2 protein-coding genes are annotated in these 18,330 nt (G+C 69.5%); both read left to right on the top strand.

The window, feature by feature from the left end:
• Positions 1–13,319 (top strand): non-ribosomal peptide synthetase (locus D7X55_RS18130; RefSeq protein ID WP_147470139.1); only part of this gene is annotated, 13,319 nt, incomplete at its 5' end.
• Between the two features lie 384 nt (positions 13,320–13,703).
• Positions 13,704–18,330, top strand: a 4,627-nt coding sequence (locus tag D7X55_RS18125; RefSeq protein WP_121723734.1) for a non-ribosomal peptide synthetase, incomplete at its 3' end; no start/stop codon positions are given.

Genomic DNA, 18,330 nt, shown 5'->3' with positions numbered 1-18,330 from the left:
CGCTGCGCCTCCTGGGGCGGCTGGACGTGGAGTCCTTGCGTCGTGCCTTCGAAGCCTTGGTCGTGCGGCACGAAGCGCTGCGCACCACCTTCTTCGAAGAGGGGGGCCAGCCCTTCCAGCGCATCCACGCCCCTGCCTCCTGGGCGCTTCCCGTGGAGGACCTGTCTTCCCTCGCGGAGGCGGCTCGTGAAGAGGAGACGCTGCGGCTTGCCACACGGGAGGCCCGGCAGCCCTTCCATCTCGGCCATGGGCCACTGCTGCGCACCGCCCTCCTCAAGCTCTCCGCCGACTCTCACGTCCTCCTCGTGACGATGCACCACATCGTCTCCGACGGCTGGTCCATGGGCGTCCTCATCCGCGAACTGGCGAATCTCTACGAGTCCTTCAGTGGGGGCCGGGCTCCCGCTCTGCCGCCGCTGCCGGTGCAGTACGCGGACTTCGCGCTCTGGCAGCGCCAGTGGTTGCAGGGCGAAACGCTGGAGGCGCAGCTCGGCTACTGGAAGCGGCAGTTGGCCGGAGCCCCCGCGGCACTGGAGCTGCCCACGGACCGTCCACGTCCGGCCGTGCAGTCCCGGCGCGGGGCTACCGTGCCTGTCAACATCCCCGTGGAGCTGATGGACTCACTGCGCAGCCTCGCCCAGCGCGAGGGCGCCACGCCCTTCATGCTCCTGCTCGCGGCCTGGCAGCTGCTGCTGTCGCGCTACTCCGGCCAGGACGACATCAGCGTGGGTTCACCGATTGCCGGCCGCACCCATGCGGAAGCCGAAGGTCTCATCGGCTTCTTCGTCAACACGCTCGTCCTGCGCGCCCACGTGCGCCCGGAGGAGTCCTTCCGCCAGCTGCTCTCCCAGGTGAAGGCCACCACGCTCGCCGCCTATGAGCACCAGCACGTGCCCTTCGAGAAGCTGGTGGAGGTCCTCCAGCCCTCGCGCGACTTGAGCCGCAGCCCCCTCTTCCAGGTGATGCTCGTCCTGCAGAACGCCCCCGCCGAGGCGCTGCGCGTACCGGGCATGGCCTTCCAGCCCATTCCCCTGGAGGGCAACTCCTCCCGCTTCGATTTGGCCCTCACCCTCTTTGAAGTTCCCCAGGGCCTCACCGGCTTCCTCGAGTACAGCACCGACCTCTTCGACGCCTCCACCGTCCAGCGCCTCATGGGCCACTTCGGCGTCCTTCTCTCCTCCCTCGCCGCCCAGCCCGACGCGCGTGTCTCCACGCTGGAGGTGATGACGGCCGAGGAGCGGCAGAGGCTTCTCGTCGAGTGGAATGAGACGGATACCGCCTTCCCGCGCGACACCTGCATCCACCACGTCGTCGCCGACCACGCCCGCCGCACGCCCAACGCTGTCGCCGTGCGCATGGGCGAGCGAAGCGTCACCTACGCTGACCTTGACGCCTGGGCGCACGGGCTTGCCGTCCAGTTGCACGTCTCCCGTGGCGACCGCGTCGCCGTCCTTGCGGAGCGCTCCCCGGAGTTGGTGGCGGGCCTGCTGGCCGTCCTCAAGGTGGGTGCGGCCTACGTCCCCATCGCGCCCGGTGTCCCGCCGGAGCGTCTGGCCTTCATGCTGGAGGACTCCGGCGCGTCCGTCCTCCTCACCCAGCAGCACCTGCGCGCTTCGCTGCCTTCTCTCTCCGCGCGAGTCCTCCCGCTGGAGGTGGAGTCCGCGGCCCACATGCAGCCACTGCCGGTGGCGTCCGTGGGGCCAGAGGATTTGGCCTACGTCATCTACACGTCCGGTAGCACCGGCCGTCCCAAGGGCGTCGCCGTCCACCACCGCGCGTTGATGAACCTCGTCTCCTGGCACCAGCGCACCTACTCGCTGACGTCCCAGGACTCCACCGCCCTCACCGCCGGCGTCGCCTTCGACGCTTCCACCTGGGAGGTGTGGCCCTCGCTGGCCTCCGGCGCCAACCTCGTCGTCCCGCCCGACACCGTGCGTGCCGAGCCCGCCCAGCTGATTCAATGGCTGGCCCGCGAAGCCATCACCACCTGCTTCATGCCGACGCCCCTCGCCGAGGCCGTGCTGCGTGAGGAGTGGCCTCGTCCCATCGCACTGCGCGCCTTGCTGACGGGTGGCGACGCCCTCCACCACGGCCCGCCTCCTTCGGTACCCGCGGCCCTCTTCAACCACTACGGGCCCACCGAGAGCACCGTCGTTGCCACCTTCACCCCCGTCCTGCGCGACGACAGCACGCGGCCTCCCATCGGCCGTCCCATCGACAACACCCGTACGTACGTCCTCGACGCCCACTTGCAGCCGGTGCCCGTGGGTGTCCCGGGTGAGCTCTTCCTCGCCAGCGAAGGCCTCGCCTGGGGCTACCTTGGCCAGCCTGCCCTGACGGCCGAGCGCTTCATCCCGAGTCCCTTCTCCTCCGCCCCAGGTGCCCGCCTCTACCGCACCGGTGACGCCGTGCGCTGGCGCGCCGACGGCCAGCTGGACTACCTCCAGCGGCTCGACTTCCAGGTGAAGGTGCGCGGCTTCCGCATCGAACTGGGCGAAATCGAAGCCTCGCTCCTCGCGCATGCCTCCGTGCATGAGGCCGTCGTCCTCGCCCGTGAGGATGTCCCCGGCGACAAGCGGCTCGTCGCGTACCTCGTGCCCACTCAGGGCCAGGAGCTGGACACCACCGCCGTGCGCGCCTTCCTCAAGGAGCGGCTTCCCGAGTACATGGTGCCCGCCGCCTTCGTCTCACTGGACGCGCTGCCACTGACGTCCAACGGCAAGGTGGACCGCAAGGCCCTGCCCGCGCCGCAAGGCACCACGCTCACCTCCAGCTACGTCGCGCCGAGCACGCCGACCGAAGAACAGCTCGCGGCCCTCTTCACGCAGGTGCTGCGCGCCGAGCGCGTGGGCATCCACGACGACTTCTTCTCCCTGGGTGGCCACTCCCTGCTGGCCACCCAGCTCATGGCCCGCGTTCGCTCCACCTTCCGGCGCGAGCTGCCCGTCCGAGCGCTGTTCGAAGCGCCCACCGTAACCGGCCTTGCCCGGCGCATCGACGAAGCCCAGACGTCCTCGGTGCAGCCGCCCCCAAGCATCTCGCGGATGCGCGCCACCACCGCGCCACTGTCCTTCGCGCAGCAGCGGCTCTGGTTCCTGGATCAGCTCACGCCGGGGGATGCGTCGTACAACATCCCCACGGCGCTGCGCCTGAAGGGCCGCGTGGACGTGGAGTCCCTGCGCCGTGCCTTCGAAGCACTGGTCACCCGCCACGAATCCCTGCGCACCACCTTCCAGGAACATCAGGGCCAGGCCACCCAGCGGATCCACGCATCCGGTGCATGGACCCTGCCGCTCATCGACATCTCCGGCCTGCCGGAAGCCCAGCGCGAGTCCGAGGCCCGACGCCACGTCGCGGAGGATGCACGGCAGCCGTTCAACCTGGAGCGCGGGCCGCTCCTGCGCACGGCCCTCGTGCGGCTGGCGGAGGAGGAACACCTGCTGCTCGTGACGATGCACCACATCGTCTCCGACGGCTGGTCCATGGGCGTCCTCGTCCGGGAACTGGTGGCCCTCTACGCAGGCTTCGCCCAGGGCGTCGTGCCGGCCCTCAGCCCCCTGCCGTTGCAGTACGCGGACTTCGCGGCGTGGCAGCGCCACTGGCTCCAGGGCGAAACGCTCGACGCGCAGCTGGGCTATTGGAAGCAGCAGCTGTCCGGGGCTCCCGCGGCGCTGGAGCTGCTGACGGATCATCCCCGCCCATCCGTGCAGTCCCACGCGGGCGCGGCCCTCTCCGTCCAGCTCCCGCCCGAAACCTCCCAGGCGCTCAAGGCGCTGGCCCATCGCGAGGGCGCCACGCCCTTCATGGTGCTGCTCGCGGGCTTCCAGCTCCTGCTGTCACGCTACGCCGGCCAGGACGACGTCAGCGTGGGTACCCCCATCGCGGGACGCACGCAGGCGGAGACCGAAGGTCTCATCGGCTTCTTCGTCAACACGCTCGTCCTGCGCGCCCGCGTCGAACCGAAGACGACCTTCCGCGAACTGCTCGCGCAGGTGCGAGGCACCACGCTCGCCGCCTACGAGCACCAGCACCTGCCCTTCGAGAAGCTGGTGGAGGTCCTCCAGCCCGTGCGGGACGCGAGCCGCAGCCCGCTGTTCCAGGTGATGTTCGCCCTGCAGAACGCGCCCACGGAGGAGCTGCGGGTCCCGGGACTCACCTTCCAGCAGGTGGCCTCCGACGCCCGCTCCGCCAAGTTCGACCTCACCCTCACGTTGCAGGACTCGGCGCAGGGCTTCGTGGGCTGGCTGGAGTACAGCACCGCGCTCTTCGAGCGGAGCACCGCGGAGCGGCTGTCCCACCACCTGCGCACGCTGCTGGAGGCCGTGGCCGCGAAGCCCGACCAGGCCCTGTCCGAGCTGCCGCTGCTCACCCGTGAGGAGCGCCAGCGCATCCTCGTGGACTGGAACGACACCACCGTCCCCAGCCCCATGGACGTCCCCGTGCACGTCCACTTCTCCCAGCAGGCCCGCCGCACGCCCGACGCGGTGGCCCTGGTGCAGGGGGAGGCGACGCTGACGTACGCGCGGCTCGAAGCCCGCGCGAACCAGCTGGCCCATCACCTGCGCGCCCTGGGCATCGTCCCCGGCGCGCGGGTGGGCCTCGCCATCGAGCGCTCGTTCGAGATGGTGACGGCTCTCATCGCCATCCTCAAGACGGGCGCGGCCTTCGTCCCCGTGGACCGCAACGCGCCCGTGGAGCGCATCGCGATGCTGCTGGAGGACGCGGACGTGGACGTGGTGGTGACGCACCAGCCCTTCGCGTCCCGGTTGCCTGCCTCCGGCACCCGCGTCTGGCTGGACTCGCAGCAGGACGTCCTGTCCGCGTTGCCCACGCACGCGCCTGATGTCTCCATGGACGGCGAGTCCCTGGCCTACGTCATGTTCACCTCGGGCTCCACCGGCAGGCCCAAGGGCGTCAGCGTGCCCCACCGGGGCATCACGCGCCTGGTGCTGGGCAGCGACTTCATGCGCTTCGGGCCTGACGAGGTGTGGCTGCAGATCGCGCCCATCGCCTTCGATGCGTCCACCCTGGAGCTCTGGGGCGCGCTGTTGCACGGCGCGAAGCTCGTCCTCGCGCCGCCCCACGCCCTGTCGTTGGAGGAGATGGCCGACCAGATGCGCCGCCACCGCGTCACGGCGCTGTTCCTCACGACCGCGCTCTTCGAGCAGATGGTCCTGCACCAGGGCGATGCGCTCGCGGGCGTAAGCCAGGTCCTCACGGGCGGAGACGTGATGCCCTGGGCGCGCCTGCGCGACCATCTGGCGCGGCTCCCCGACGGCGCGACGCTGTTCCATGCCTACGGCCCGACGGAGAACACGACCTTCTCCACCACGCTGCCCTTGCATCGGGGCGCGCACGTGGACGGCCCGGTCCCCATCGGCCGGCCCATCCCGAACGCCACGGCCTATGTGTTCGATGCGAACCTGCACCCGGTGCCCGTGGGCGTCGCGGGCGAGGTGTACGTCGGAGGCCCCGGCCTCGCGTGGGGCTACCTCCACCGTCCCGAGCTGACCGCGGAGCGCTTCGTCCCGCACCCCTTCGCCTCCACCCCGGGCGAACGGCTCTACCGCACCGGAGACAAGGCGCGCTGGCTGGAGGACGGGACGCTCGACTTCCTGGGCCGCGTCGACTTCCAGGTGAAGGTGCGCGGCTTCCGCATCGAGCTGGGGGAGATCGAATCCGCCCTGCGCGCCTTCCCGGGCGTCAACGAGGCCGTCGTCGTGGCCCGGGGCATGGACGCGGACAAGCGCCTCATCGGCTACCTCACCGCGCACGAAGGCCACGCCCTGGACGTGGAGGCGCTGCGGGTCCACCTGAGGCAGCGGCTGCCGGAGTACATGGTGCCCGCCTCGCTCATGGTGATGGAGGCGCTGCCGCTCAACGCCAATGGCAAGGTGGACCGCAAGGCCCTGCCTGAACCAGGGGACGCACCGCGCGCGGCCACCTTCGTCGCGCCGCGCACCGGCACGGAGGAAAAGCTCGCGGCCCTCTTCGCCGAAGTCCTCCGCGTGGAGCGGGTCGGCATCCAGGACGACTTCTTCGCGTTGGGAGGCCACTCCCTGCTGGCCACGCAGCTCGTCTCGCGCGTGCGCGCCGCGTTCGGTGTCGAGCTGCCGCTGCGGGCCCTGTTCGGAGCGCCCACCGTCGAAGCGCTCGCGCCGAAGCTGGAGGAGACCCCGGCCTCCGCGCTGCGTGCTCCGCCGCTGCGGCCGGTCGCGCGGGAGGGCGCACTGCCGCTCTCCTTCGCTCAGCAGCGGCTGTGGCTGTTGGATCAGCTCCAGCCCGGAGATGCGTCGTACAACATCCCCACCGCCCTGCGGCTGACGGGCCGGGTGGATACAGAGGCGCTGCGCGGCGCCTTCGAGGCGTTGATCGCCCGCCACGAGTCCCTGCGCACCACGCTCGCCGCCTCTGACCAGGCCCCATCGCAGCACGTCCACGCCTCCGCGGCGTGGGAACTGCCCGTGGTGGACCTGAGCGCGCTGCCCCAGGAGCAGCGCGAGGAGGAGGCCTGGCGCATCGTGGCCCAGGAGGCCCGCCGTCCGTTCCAGCTGGCCACGGGGCCGCTGCTGCGCGGGCTGCTGGTGCGCCTGGAGGCGGAGGAGCACGTGCTGCTGGTGACCATGCACCACGTCGTCTCCGACGGCTGGTCCATGGGCGTCCTCGTCCGCGAGATGGCGGCCTTCTACGAAGCCTTGAGCACGGGCGGCACGCCGGCTCTCGCGCCGCTGCCGGTGCAGTACGCGGACTTCGCGACGTGGCAGCGGAACTGGCTCCAGGGAGAGGTCCTGGAGGCGCAGCTGGATTACTGGAAGCAGCGGTTGGCCGGTGCGCCGGCGGCGCTGGAGCTGCCCACGGACCGGCCGCGTCCGCCCGTGCAGTCGCACCGGGGCGCGACGGTGGGCGTGCGGATCCCCGCGCACCTCGTGGAAGCGCTCAAGGGCCTGGCCCAGCGTGAAGGCGCCACGCCCTTCATGGTGTTGCTCGCGGCGTTCCAGGTGCTGCTGTCGCGCTACTCCGCGCAGGATGACGTCAGCGTGGGTTCGCCCATCGCGGGCCGTACGCAGGCGGAGACCGAAGGCCTCATCGGCTTCTTCGTCAACACCCTGGTGCTGCGCGCCCGGGTGGAGCCGCGCGCGACGTTCCGGGAGCTGCTGGCCCAGGTGCGAGGCACGACGCTCGCGGCCTATGAGCATCAGCACCTGCCGTTCGAGAAGCTCGTCGAAGCCGTGCAGCCCACGCGCGACCTGAGCCGCAATCCGTTGTTCCAGGCCATGTTCGTCCTGCAGAACATGCCGGGTGAGGAACTGCGGCTGCCGGGGCTGTCCATGAGGACGCTGCCGCTGGAGACGCGCTTCGCGAAGTTCGATCTCTCCCTGGGCCTGCGAGAAGCGCCCACGGGCATCACTGGCACGCTGGAGTACGCGACGGACCTGTTCGACGCGGAGACCATCCAGCGCATGGCCGGGCACTTCGGAGTGCTGCTGGAGGCCATCGCGAAGAAGCCGGACACGAGGCTGGGTGACCTGCCCCTGCTCACCGCCGCCGAGCGGCAGCAACTCCTCGTCGAGTGGAATCCGGAAGTGGCACAGGCGCTTCGTGAGCCCAGCATCCCCGCGATGGTGGAGGCCCAGGTGCGCCGCACGCCGGATGCACTGGCCGTCATCACGCCGGAGAGGCAGCTGACGTACCGGGAGCTGGATGCGAAGGCGAACCAGCTTGCCCACCGTCTGCGTGGACTGGGCGTCGGGCCCGAAGTCCGCGTGGGCCTGTGCGTCGAGCGCACCGAGGACCTTGTCATCGGAGCCCTCGGCATCCTCAAGGCCGGTGGTGCCTATGTGCCGCTGGACCCCAGCTATCCGCGTGAGCGTCTGGGGTGGCTGCTGGAGGACGCACAGGGCCCTGCCCTCGTCGCCCATTCGCATCTGCTCTCAGCGCTGCCCGAAACGTCTGCGACGCCCGTGTGCCTGGACTCGGACGAGGAGCTGGCGAAGCAGCCGGTGACGGCGCCCGCGGTGGACATCCACCCGGGCCACCTCGCCTACCTCATCTACACCTCGGGCAGCACGGGCCGCCCCAAGGGTGTCGCCATCTCCCACGGCAACGCCGTCTCCTTCCTCCACTGGGCACTGGAGACGTTCACCGCCGAGGAGCTGAAGGGCACGCTCGCCGCGACGAGCCTCAACTTCGACCTCTCCGTCTTCGAGCTCTTCGCCCCGTTGAGCAGCGGTGGCGCGGTGGTCGTGGCTCGCAACGCCCTGCACCTGGCGGAGTTGCCGACGGCTTCTCACGTCACCCTCGTCAATACGGTGCCTTCCGCCATGGCGCAGTTGCTGCGCCTGAACGCGGTGCCGCCCTCCGTGCGTGTCATCAACCTTGCCGGTGAGGCTCTGCCGGAGACGCTGGCCAGGCAGGTCTACGCCGTCCCCACGGTGCAGAAGCTCTTCAACCTCTACGGCCCGTCCGAGGACACCACCTACTCCACGGCGTCTCTGGTTGGCCGGGACGAGGTGCCTCTCATCGGCCGTCCGCTGCCCGCCACGCGCGCGTACGTACTGGATGCCTCACTCCAGCCCGTGCCTGTCGGCGTGGCCGGCGAGCTGTACCTCGCGGGTGAAGGCCAGGCTCGCGGCTACCTGCTTCGCCCGGAACTCACGGCGGAGCGCTTCGTACCGGAGCCCTTCGGTCCTCCAGGTGGCCGCATGTACCGCACGGGTGACCGCGTCCGTTACCGCACGGATGGCCGCCTGGAGTACCTGGGCCGCATCGACTTCCAGGTGAAGGTGCGTGGCTTCCGCATCGAACTGGGTGAAATCGAAGCCGCGCTCCGCCGCGCACCGGGCCTCAAGGACGTCGTTGTCGTCGCGAAGGGAGAAGCCGCCGACAAGCGCCTCGTCGCCTACGTCACGCCCAAGGCCGAAGCCTCGCTGGAGGTGGAAGCCCTCAAGGCCCATCTGCGCCAGGGCCTTCCCGAGTACATGGTGCCCAGCGCCTTCGTGGTGCTGGAGGCCCTGCCCCTCAACTCCAACGGCAAGGTGGACCGCAAGGCCCTGCCCGAGCCGGAGGCGCAGCAGTCGGGCACCAGCTACGAAGCCCCTCGCACGGAGACCGAAGCAAAGCTGGCCTCCATCTGGGCCGAAGTCCTTCGCCTCCCCCAGGTGGGCGTGAAGGACTCCTTCTTCGAGCTGGGTGGACACTCGCTGCTGGCCACGCAGGTGGTCTCTCGCGTGCGCGCGGAGCTGGGAGTGGAGCTGCCCCTCCGGGCGCTCTTTGAATCCTCCACGGTGGAAGCGCTGGCCGCGCGGCTTCACGGCAGCACGGGCCCCCATGCGCCGAAGCTCACTCGCACCACGCACGAGGGACCGCTGCCGCTGTCCTTCGCTCAGCAGCGGCTGTGGCTGCTGGATCAGCTCCAGCCGGAGGATGCGTCCTACAACCTTCCGGCCGCGCTCCAGCTGTCGGGGCAGGTGGACGCGGAGGCCCTGCGCCACGCCTTTGAAGCACTCGTCGCCCGTCACGAGTCGCTGCGCACCACCTTCCACGAGCACCAGGGCCAGCCCACGCAGCGCATCCACGCTCCAGCGGGATGGGCGCTGCCGATCACCGACCTCAGCTCCCTCCCCGAGTCACTGCGGGAGGAAGAGGCCCGGAAGCTGGCCAACGCGGAAGCCCGGCGTCCCTTCCACCTGGCCACGGGTCCCCTGCTGCGCAGTGCACTGGTTCGGCTGCGTGAGGATTCGCACCTGTTGCTGGTGACGATGCATCACATCGTCTCCGACGGCTGGTCCATGGGCGTGCTCGTCCGCGAGCTCATCTCGCTGTACGCCGCACTCCATGACGGCAGGGAACCCGGCCTCACGCCGCTGCCGGTGCAGTACGCGGACTTCGCGACGTGGCAGCGGAACTGGCTCCAGGGAGAGGTCCTGGAGGCGCAGCTGGGCTACTGGAAGCAGCAGCTGTCCGGCGCCCCCGCCGCGCTGGAGCTGCCTACGGACCGGCCTCGGCCGCCCGTGCAATCGCACCGGGGCGCGACGGTGCAGGTGCGCATCCCCGCGGATGTCGCTCATGCACTCAAGGCGCTGGCGGGACGCGAAGGCGCCACGCCCTTCATGGTGTTGCTCGCGGCGTTCCAGGTGCTGCTGTCGCGCTACTCCGCGCAGGACGACGTCAGCGTGGGCACGCCCATCGCGGGACGCACCCAGGCGGAGACCGAAGGCCTCATTGGCTTCTTCGTCAACACCCTGGTGCTGCGCGCCAGGGTGGATCCGCGCGCGACGTTCCGGGAGCTGCTGGCCCAGGTGCGAGGCACGACTTTCGCGGCTTTCGAGCACCAGCACCTGCCCTTCGAAAAGCTCGTCGAAGCAGTGCAGCCCACGCGAGACCTGAGCCGCAGCCCTCTGTTCCAGGCGATGTTCGTCCTGCAGAACACGCCCAACGAGGCGCTGCGTCTGCCCGGCCTGTCCTTCCAGTCCCTGCCGCTGGAGACCCACTTCGCCAAGTTCGACCTCTCGCTGGGTTTGCGTGAAGGCAAGGATGGCTTCGTCGGCACGCTGGAGTACGCGACGGACCTGTTCGACGCGAAGACCATCCAGCGCATGGCCGGGCACTTCAGCGTGTTGGTGGAGGCCATCGCGAAGAAGCCGGATACAAGACTGGACGACCTGCCCCTGCTCACCGCCGCCGAGCGTCAGCAACTTCTCGTCGAATGGAATCCGGAAGTGGCACAGGCGATTCGTGAGCCCAGCATCCCCGCGATGGTGGAGGCCCAGGTGCGCCGCACGCCGGATGCGCTGGCCGTCATCACGCCGGAGAAGCAGCTGACGTACCGGGAGCTGGATGCGAAGGCGAACCAGCTCGCGCACCGTCTGCGTGGATTGGGTGTCGGGCCCGAGGTCCGCGTCGGCCTGTGCGTCGAGCGCACCGAGGACCTTGTCATCGGAGCCCTCGGCATCCTCAAGGCCGGTGGTGCCTATGTGCCGCTGGACCCCAGCTATCCGCGTGAGCGTCTGGGGTGGCTGCTGGAGGACGCCCAGGGCCCTGCCCTCGTCGCCCATACGCATCTGCTCTCCGCGCTGCCGGAGACCAGTGCCACGCCGGTGTGCCTGGACTCCGATGTGGAATTGGCGAAGCAGCCGGTGACGGCGCCCGCAGTGGCCATCCACCCGGGCCATCTCGCCTACCTCATCTACACCTCGGGCAGCACGGGCCGTCCCAAGGGCGTGGCCATCTCCCACGGCAATGCTGTCTCCTTCCTCCACTGGGCACTGGAGACGTTCACCGCCGAGGAGTTGAAGGGCACGCTCGCGGCGACGAGCCTCAACTTCGACCTCTCCGTCTTCGAGCTCTTCGCTCCGTTGAGCAGCGGTGGCGCGGTGGTCGTGGCGAAGAACGCCCTGCACCTGGCGGAGCTGTCCACCGCCTCCCACGTCACCCTCGTCAACACGGTGCCCTCCGCCATGGCGCAGTTGCTGCGCCTGAACGCGGTGCCGCCTTCCGTGCGTGTCATCAACCTCGCGGGTGAAGCCCTGCCGGAGACGTTGGCCAGGCAGGTCTACGCCGTCCCCTCGGTGCAGAAGCTCTTCAACCTCTACGGCCCGTCCGAAGACACGACCTACTCCACCGCTTCTCTCGTTGGCCGCGATGAGATGCCCCTCATCGGCAGGCCGCTGCCCGCCACGCGCGCGTACGTGCTGGATGCCTCACTCCAGCCCGTGCCCGTCGGTGTGGCCGGTGAGCTGTACCTCGCGGGTGAAGGCCAGGCACGCGGCTACCTGCTTCGCCCGGAACTCACGGCGGAGCGCTTCGTACCGGAGCCCTTCGGTCCTCCGGGTGGCCGCATGTACCGCACGGGTGACCGCGTCCGTTACCGCACGGACGGGCGGCTGGAGTACCTGGGCCGCATCGACTTCCAGGTGAAGGTGCGTGGCTTCCGCATCGAACTGGGTGAAATCGAAGCCGCGCTCCGCCGCGCACCGGGCCTCAAGGACGTCGTTGTCGTCGCGAAGGGAGAAGCCGCCGACAAGCGCCTCGTCGCCTACGTCACGCCCAAGGCCGAAGCCTCGCTGGAGGTGGAAGCCCTCAAGGCCCATCTGCGCCAGGGCCTTCCCGAGTACATGGTGCCCACCGCCTTCGTGGTGCTGGACGCTCTGCCCCTCAACTCCAACGGAAAGGTGGACCGCAAGGCCCTCCCCGAACCCGACACCCACGCCATCGAGGCCCGGGACTTCGTCGCGCCACGCGATGCACTTGAAATGCAGCTCGCGCGGATCTGGGAAGATGTCCTCGGCGTGCGCTCCGTCGGCATCCGCTCCAGCTTCTTCGAGTTGGGCGGACACTCCCTGCTCGCCGTGCGCATGCTCGCGTCCATCCGCGAGCGTCTCGGTCTCAGCCTCCCGCTCTCCGTCCTCTTCCAGCAGCCCACCGTCGAACAACTCGCCCAGGTCCTCCGCGACGACTCACAGGCGTGGACGCCCCTCGTTCCCCTGGAGCGAGGAGAGCCAGGGCACCGGCCTCTCTTCCTCGTCCACCCGGGCGGCGGCAACGTCCTCGCCTACTCGGAGCTGGCGCGCAGGCTGGGGCCGTCACTGCCCGTCTACGGACTCCAGTCCCGCGGCCTCGACGGGCGCCCTGTCGCCGAGTCCATCGAGGAGATGGCGAGCCTCTACATCGAAGCCCTCCGCACGGTGCAGCCGCACGGCCCCTATCAGTTGGGAGGCTGGTCGCTCGGAGGCGTCATCGCCTACGAGATGGCCCGCCGCCTGCGCGAGGCCGGCGAAGCCGTGGACCTGCTCGCGCTCATCGACGCCCACGTGCCGGGCCTCACTCCACCTTCCGAACAGGCTCCTCGCTTCTCTTCCGAAGCCCGGATCCGGATCGCCTTCGCCCAGACGACGGCCACCGCCTTCGGCCAGGAGCTCTCCGTCACGGCCGAAGCCCTGGCAGACGGGGATGACGAAGCGATGCTGGACCACCTGCTCCAGGAAGGGCTCCGAGCGCGCATCCTCGACGCGCACTCCGGGGCCACGCAGCTGCGGGCCCTCTTCCGGGTCTTCCAGGCCAACCTCTTCGCACAGGAGAAGTACGTGCCCCCGCCGTACGACGGCACCGCCCTGCTGCTGAGCGCCAGCGAGCCCGCGACCGGGCTCCCCCGCCACCGAGGCTGGGAGCCCCTGGTCCGAGGCGGCCTGGAGGTGCACGACGTCCCCGGCAGCCACCATGAGCTGCTACAGGACCCGCACCTCGGGGCCGTCGTGGAGCGGCTGCGTGCGATCCTCGGCCTCGCGTCGGACAGCGAGCCTCGAGCCCCCACGGGCAGCTGAGTCCCGCGCCTGAGCATTCAGACGCTGTCCGGATCAACTTCTCGGTTTCTTGGAGGCTCCAGTTCCCAGGGGCCTCCGGACCTGAGATCCGGCATTTGAATCAGGGGACGCATCGACGTCAGAGCCACCGCCTAGGGTGGGGTCTGTAAACACAAGGATTCATTCATCCCCGGGTTGCGTCCCAGGAGCGCCGAGGCGCCCTCATGACACGTCACGTCGATACGGAATAATGTAACCACCGCGAGTTTGCCCACCGCCGCGCTTCTCCCGGGAGATCGGCGCAGAACGGCAACCCAGCATCAGCAGCAGTCGAAGTGCTCACGAGGATCACCGCCCCGGGTGGTGCTCGTGCGCAGTGGCGTCCCCGAGCGCGGAGTACATGAGATGAGCCACGAGCTGTCGAAGCGGATCGCCAACCTGTCACCGGAGAAGCGCGCCGAATTGCTCAAGAAGATGGCCGCGCAGAAGGCCGTCGCCGGCAACTCCGTTCAAGGGCTCATCCCGGTGCAGGACCGCTCCCGGCCCCTGCCCCTCTCCTTCGCCCAGCAGCGCCTCTGGTTCATTGATCAGCTGCAGCCTGGGACCTCCCTCTTCAACGTGCCCATGGCGGTGCGTCTTGAGGGTGCGCTCGACGTGGCCGTGCTGGAGCGCGCGCTGCGCGAAGTGGTGCGCCGTCATGAAGTGCTGCGCACCACGTTCCGCGAGGATGCCTCCGGGCCCGTGCAGGTGGTGTCTCCCGAGCCGATGCTCACGCTGGAGCGCAAGGACCTCACGGGCTCGCCGCCGGAGGAAGCGTGGCGCCTGGCGCGCGAAGCCGCGGCGCAGCCCTTCGACCTCTCCACGGGCCCGCTGCTGCGAGCACTGCTGCTGACGTCCGCGCCGGCGGAGCACCTGCTCGTCGTGGTGGTGCACCACATCGTCTCGGACGGCTGGTCCATGACGCTGCTGGTGCGCGAGGTAGCGCTGCTCTACGGAGCGCTCGCGAGAGGCCAGGCGGCGCCCCTGCCCCCGCTGGGCGTGCAGTACGCGGACTTCGGCGTCTGGCAGCGCGAGTGGATGCAGGGTCCCCGGCTGGAGAAGCAGCTCGATTACTGGAAGCGGCAGTTGGAGGGCGTGCCTTCCGCGCTGGAGTTGCCCACCGATTTCCCGCGTCCCGCCACGCGCGACGGCCGGGGTGCCCGGCATGACGTGCTGCTGCCCCGCGAGTTGACGGACGCGCTCAAGGCCCTGGCGCAGCAGGAGGGTGCCTCCCTCTACATGGCCTTGCTGACGGGCTGGCAGATGCTCATGGCTCGCTACTCGGGCCAGGAAGACGTCACCGTCGGCTCTCCCATGGCGGGCCGCACGCGCGGAGAGGTGGAAGGCCTCATCGGACTCTTCGTCAATGCGCAGGTGCTTCGCACGCGTGTCTCAGGCACTACCTCCTTCCGCACGTTGCTGCGTCAGGTGCGAGAGACGGTGCTGGGAGCCCAGGAGCACCAGGAGCTTCCCATTGAGAGGCTCGTGGAGGAGTTGAAGCCCGAGCGCATTCCAGGCCGCACTCCCTTCTTCCAGGTGATGCTCACCTACCAGGCCTCCTTCCGCGGCGCCGCCATGGTGGAGGGCGTCAAGCTGGAGGCCCTGGAACTCGACACCTTCTCCGCCAAGTTCGACCTCACCCTCCAGGTGCTGGAGACGGACGCGGGCCTCAAGGGCTACCTCGAGTACACGACCGATATCTTCACCGCTTCCACCGCCGCGCGCATGGCCGAGCACTTGAGCGTGCTCCTGCAGCAGGTCGTCGCGCAGCCGAATGAGGCTGTCGCTCGGTTGCCGCTGCTGACCACCCGCGAGCGGCAAGAAATGCTGGTGGACTGGAACGCCACGCGCGCGCCCTTCCCCGAAGCCTGCATGCATTCGCTCTTCGAGGCGCAGGTGCGACGCGCTCCGGAGACCGTTGCCGCGGTCTTCGAAGGGACGCAGCTGACGTATGCGCAGTTGGACGCCCGGGCCAATCAGCTCGCCCATGCCCTGCGCCGTCGTGGCGTGGGCCCGGAGGTCCGAGTCGCCCTCAGCGTCGAGCGCTCCCTGGATATCGTCATCGGCCTGCTTGGCATCCTGAAGGCCGGTGGCGCCTGGGTGCCGGTGGATCCGCTGCTGCCCCGCGAGCGCCTAGCCTTCATGCTGGAGGACAGCGCCGCGCAGGTGCTCGTCACCCAGCAGCCGCTGGTGGACCGCTTCCCGGAAGCACTGCATGCACGCGCGCTCTGCCTGGATACGGAGCGCGCTGCGCTCGCCATGGAGCCGACGGATGCGCCGGTAACGGGCGTGACGCCCGCGAACATGGCGTACCTGCTGTACACGTCGGGCAGCACGGGCACGCCCAAGGGCACGGCGGTGGAACACCGCAGCGTCGCCAACCTCGTCACCCACGAAGCGGTGGCATACGGCATTGGCCCTGGCAGCCGTGTGTTGCAGTTCGCCAGCCTCAGCTTCGACCTGTCGGTGGAGGAGATTTTCACCACGCTCTGCAACGGCGCCACGCTGGTGCTCGCGCCGCTGGAGAAGTTGATGCCGGGCGCGCCGCTGCCCGTGCTGCTGCGTGAGCAGGAGTTGAGCGTCGTCAGCCTTACTCCCGCAGCTCTGGCGGCCACGTCCTCTGAAGGGCTGCCCAAGGTGCGCACCGTCATCTCCGGCGGTGAAGCCCTGCCCGCGGATGTTGTCGCGCGTTGGGCGCCGGGGCGGCGCCTGCTCAACACCTACGGTCCCACCGAAGCCACCGTCATCGCCACGTTCGGTGAGGTGGTGGCGGATGGGAACGTGCCCTCCATCGGCAAGCCGCTGGCGAACGTGCGCGTCTACGTGTTGGACCCGCATGGGCATCCAGTGCCCGTGGGCGTGCGTGGTGAGTTACACATTGGTGGCGTGGGCGTCGCGCGTGGATACGCGGGGCGGCCAGGCCTCACCGCCGAGCGCTTCGTGCCAGATGCCTTCTCCGGAGAAGAAGGGGCTCGCCTCTACCGCACGGGCGACGTGGTGCGCTGGCGCGCGGATGGCCAACTGGACTTCGTCGGCCGCATCGATGCCCAGGTGAAGGTGCGCGGCTTCCGCATCGAGCTGGGTGAAGTCGAGAACGCCCTGCGGGCTGCCCCCGCCGTGAAGGACGCCGTCGTGCTCGCCCGCGAGGATTCGCCGGGTGACAAGCGGTTGGTGGCCTACGTCGTGGGTGAAGCCCTCGATGTGACGGCCCTGCGTGCCCACCTCAAGCAGCACCTGCCTGAGTACATGGTGCCCGCCGCCTTCGTCCCCCTGGAGGCGCTGCCGCTGACGTCCAACGGCAAGGTGGACCGCAAGGCCCTCCCCGCTCCGGACGCGGGTGTGCTCCGGGCCTCGCACGCCTACGAAGCACCCGCCTCTCCGTTGGAGGAAAAGCTCGCGGCCCTCTGGAGCGAGGTGCTGCGCGTCCCCACCGTGGGTCGCACGGACAACTTCTTCGAACTGGGCGGACACTCGCTGCTCGCGACTCAATTGGTGGCCCGAGTGCGCGCCGCGCTCGACATAGAGCTGCCGCTTCGCGCCCTCTTCGAGGCGCCGACCATCGCCACCCTGGCTGAGCGCCTGCAGCGCGCCGCGACCGGCACGCGTCTGCCCTCGCTGACGCGGACCCGCACCGAAGGACACCTGCCGCTCTCCTTCGCGCAGCAGCGCCTCTGGTTCCTCGATCAGCTGACCCCGGACGACGCGTCGTACAACCTCCCCGTCGCGCTGAGACTCATCGGACGCCTGGACGTGGAAGCCTTGCGTCGTGCCTTCGAGGCGCTGGTGGCGCGGCATGAAGCCCTGCGCACCACCTTCTTCGAAGAAGAGGGTCAGCCCTTCCAGCGCATTCATGCGCCCGCTGAATGGGCGCTCCCCGTGGAGGACCTGTCCGGTCTGGAGGAGTCCGCGCGCGAGGCGGAGACGCTGCGGCGTGCCACTCGGGAGGCCCGGCAGCCCTTCCATCTGGTGCATGGGCCGCTGCTGCGCACCGCCCTCCTCAAGCTTTCGGGGGAGTCCCACGTCCTGCTCGCGACGATGCACCACATCGTCTCCGACGGCTGGTCCATGGGCGTCCTCATCCGCGAGTTGGCGAGCCTCTACGCGTCCTTCAGTGCGGGACAGGCGCCATCGCTCGCGCCGCTGCCGGTGCGATACGCGGACTTCGCGCTCTGGCAGCGCCAGTGGCTGCAGGGCGAAATGCTGGAGGCGCAGCTCGGCTACTGGAAGCGGCAGCTGGCCGGAGCCCCCGCGGCACTGGAGCTGCCCACGGACCGCCCGCGCCCAGCCGTGCAGTCCCGGCGCGGTGCCACCGTGCCTGTCAGCATCCCCGTGGAGCTGATGGACTCGCTGCGCGGCCTCGCGCAGCGGGAGGGCGCCACACCCTTCATGCTCCTGCTCGCGGCCTGGCAGCTGCTGCTGTCGCGCTACTCCGGCCAGGACGACATCAGCGTGGGTTCGCCAATTGCCGGCCGCACCCATGCGGAAGCCGAAGGCCTCATCGGCTTCTTCGTCAACACGCTCGTCCTGCGTGCCCAGGTGGATTCGCGCTCGACGTTCCGCCAGCTGCTCTCCCAGGTGAAGGCCACCACCCTCGCGGCCTATGAGCACCAGCACGTCCCGTTCGAGAAGCTGGTGGAGGTCCTCCAGCCCTCGCGCGACCTGAGCCGCAGCCCTCTCTTCCAGGTGATGCTCGTCCTGCAGAACGCCCCCGCCGAGGCGCTGCGAGTGCCGGGCATGGCCTTCCAGCCCATCCCCCTGGAGGGCAACTCCTCCCGCTTCGATTTGGCCCTCACCCTCTTCGAGGTGCCTCAGGGCCTCACCGGCTTCCTCGAGTACAGCACCGACCTCTTCGACGCCTCCACCGTCCAGCGCCTCATGGGCCACTTCGGCGTCCTTCTCTCCTCTCTTGCCGCCCAGCCCGACGCGCGTGTCTCCATGCTGGAGGTGATGACGGCCGAGGAGCGGCAGAGGCTTCTCGTCGAGTGGAACGAGA

The organism is Corallococcus sp. AB049A (assembly GCF_003668885.1).
In the GTDB taxonomy this organism is placed as follows: domain Bacteria; phylum Myxococcota; class Myxococcia; order Myxococcales; family Myxococcaceae; genus Corallococcus; species Corallococcus interemptor.
The sequence above is the reverse complement of the archived record's forward strand: the minus strand, read 5'-3'. Positions and strand labels throughout refer to the sequence as shown.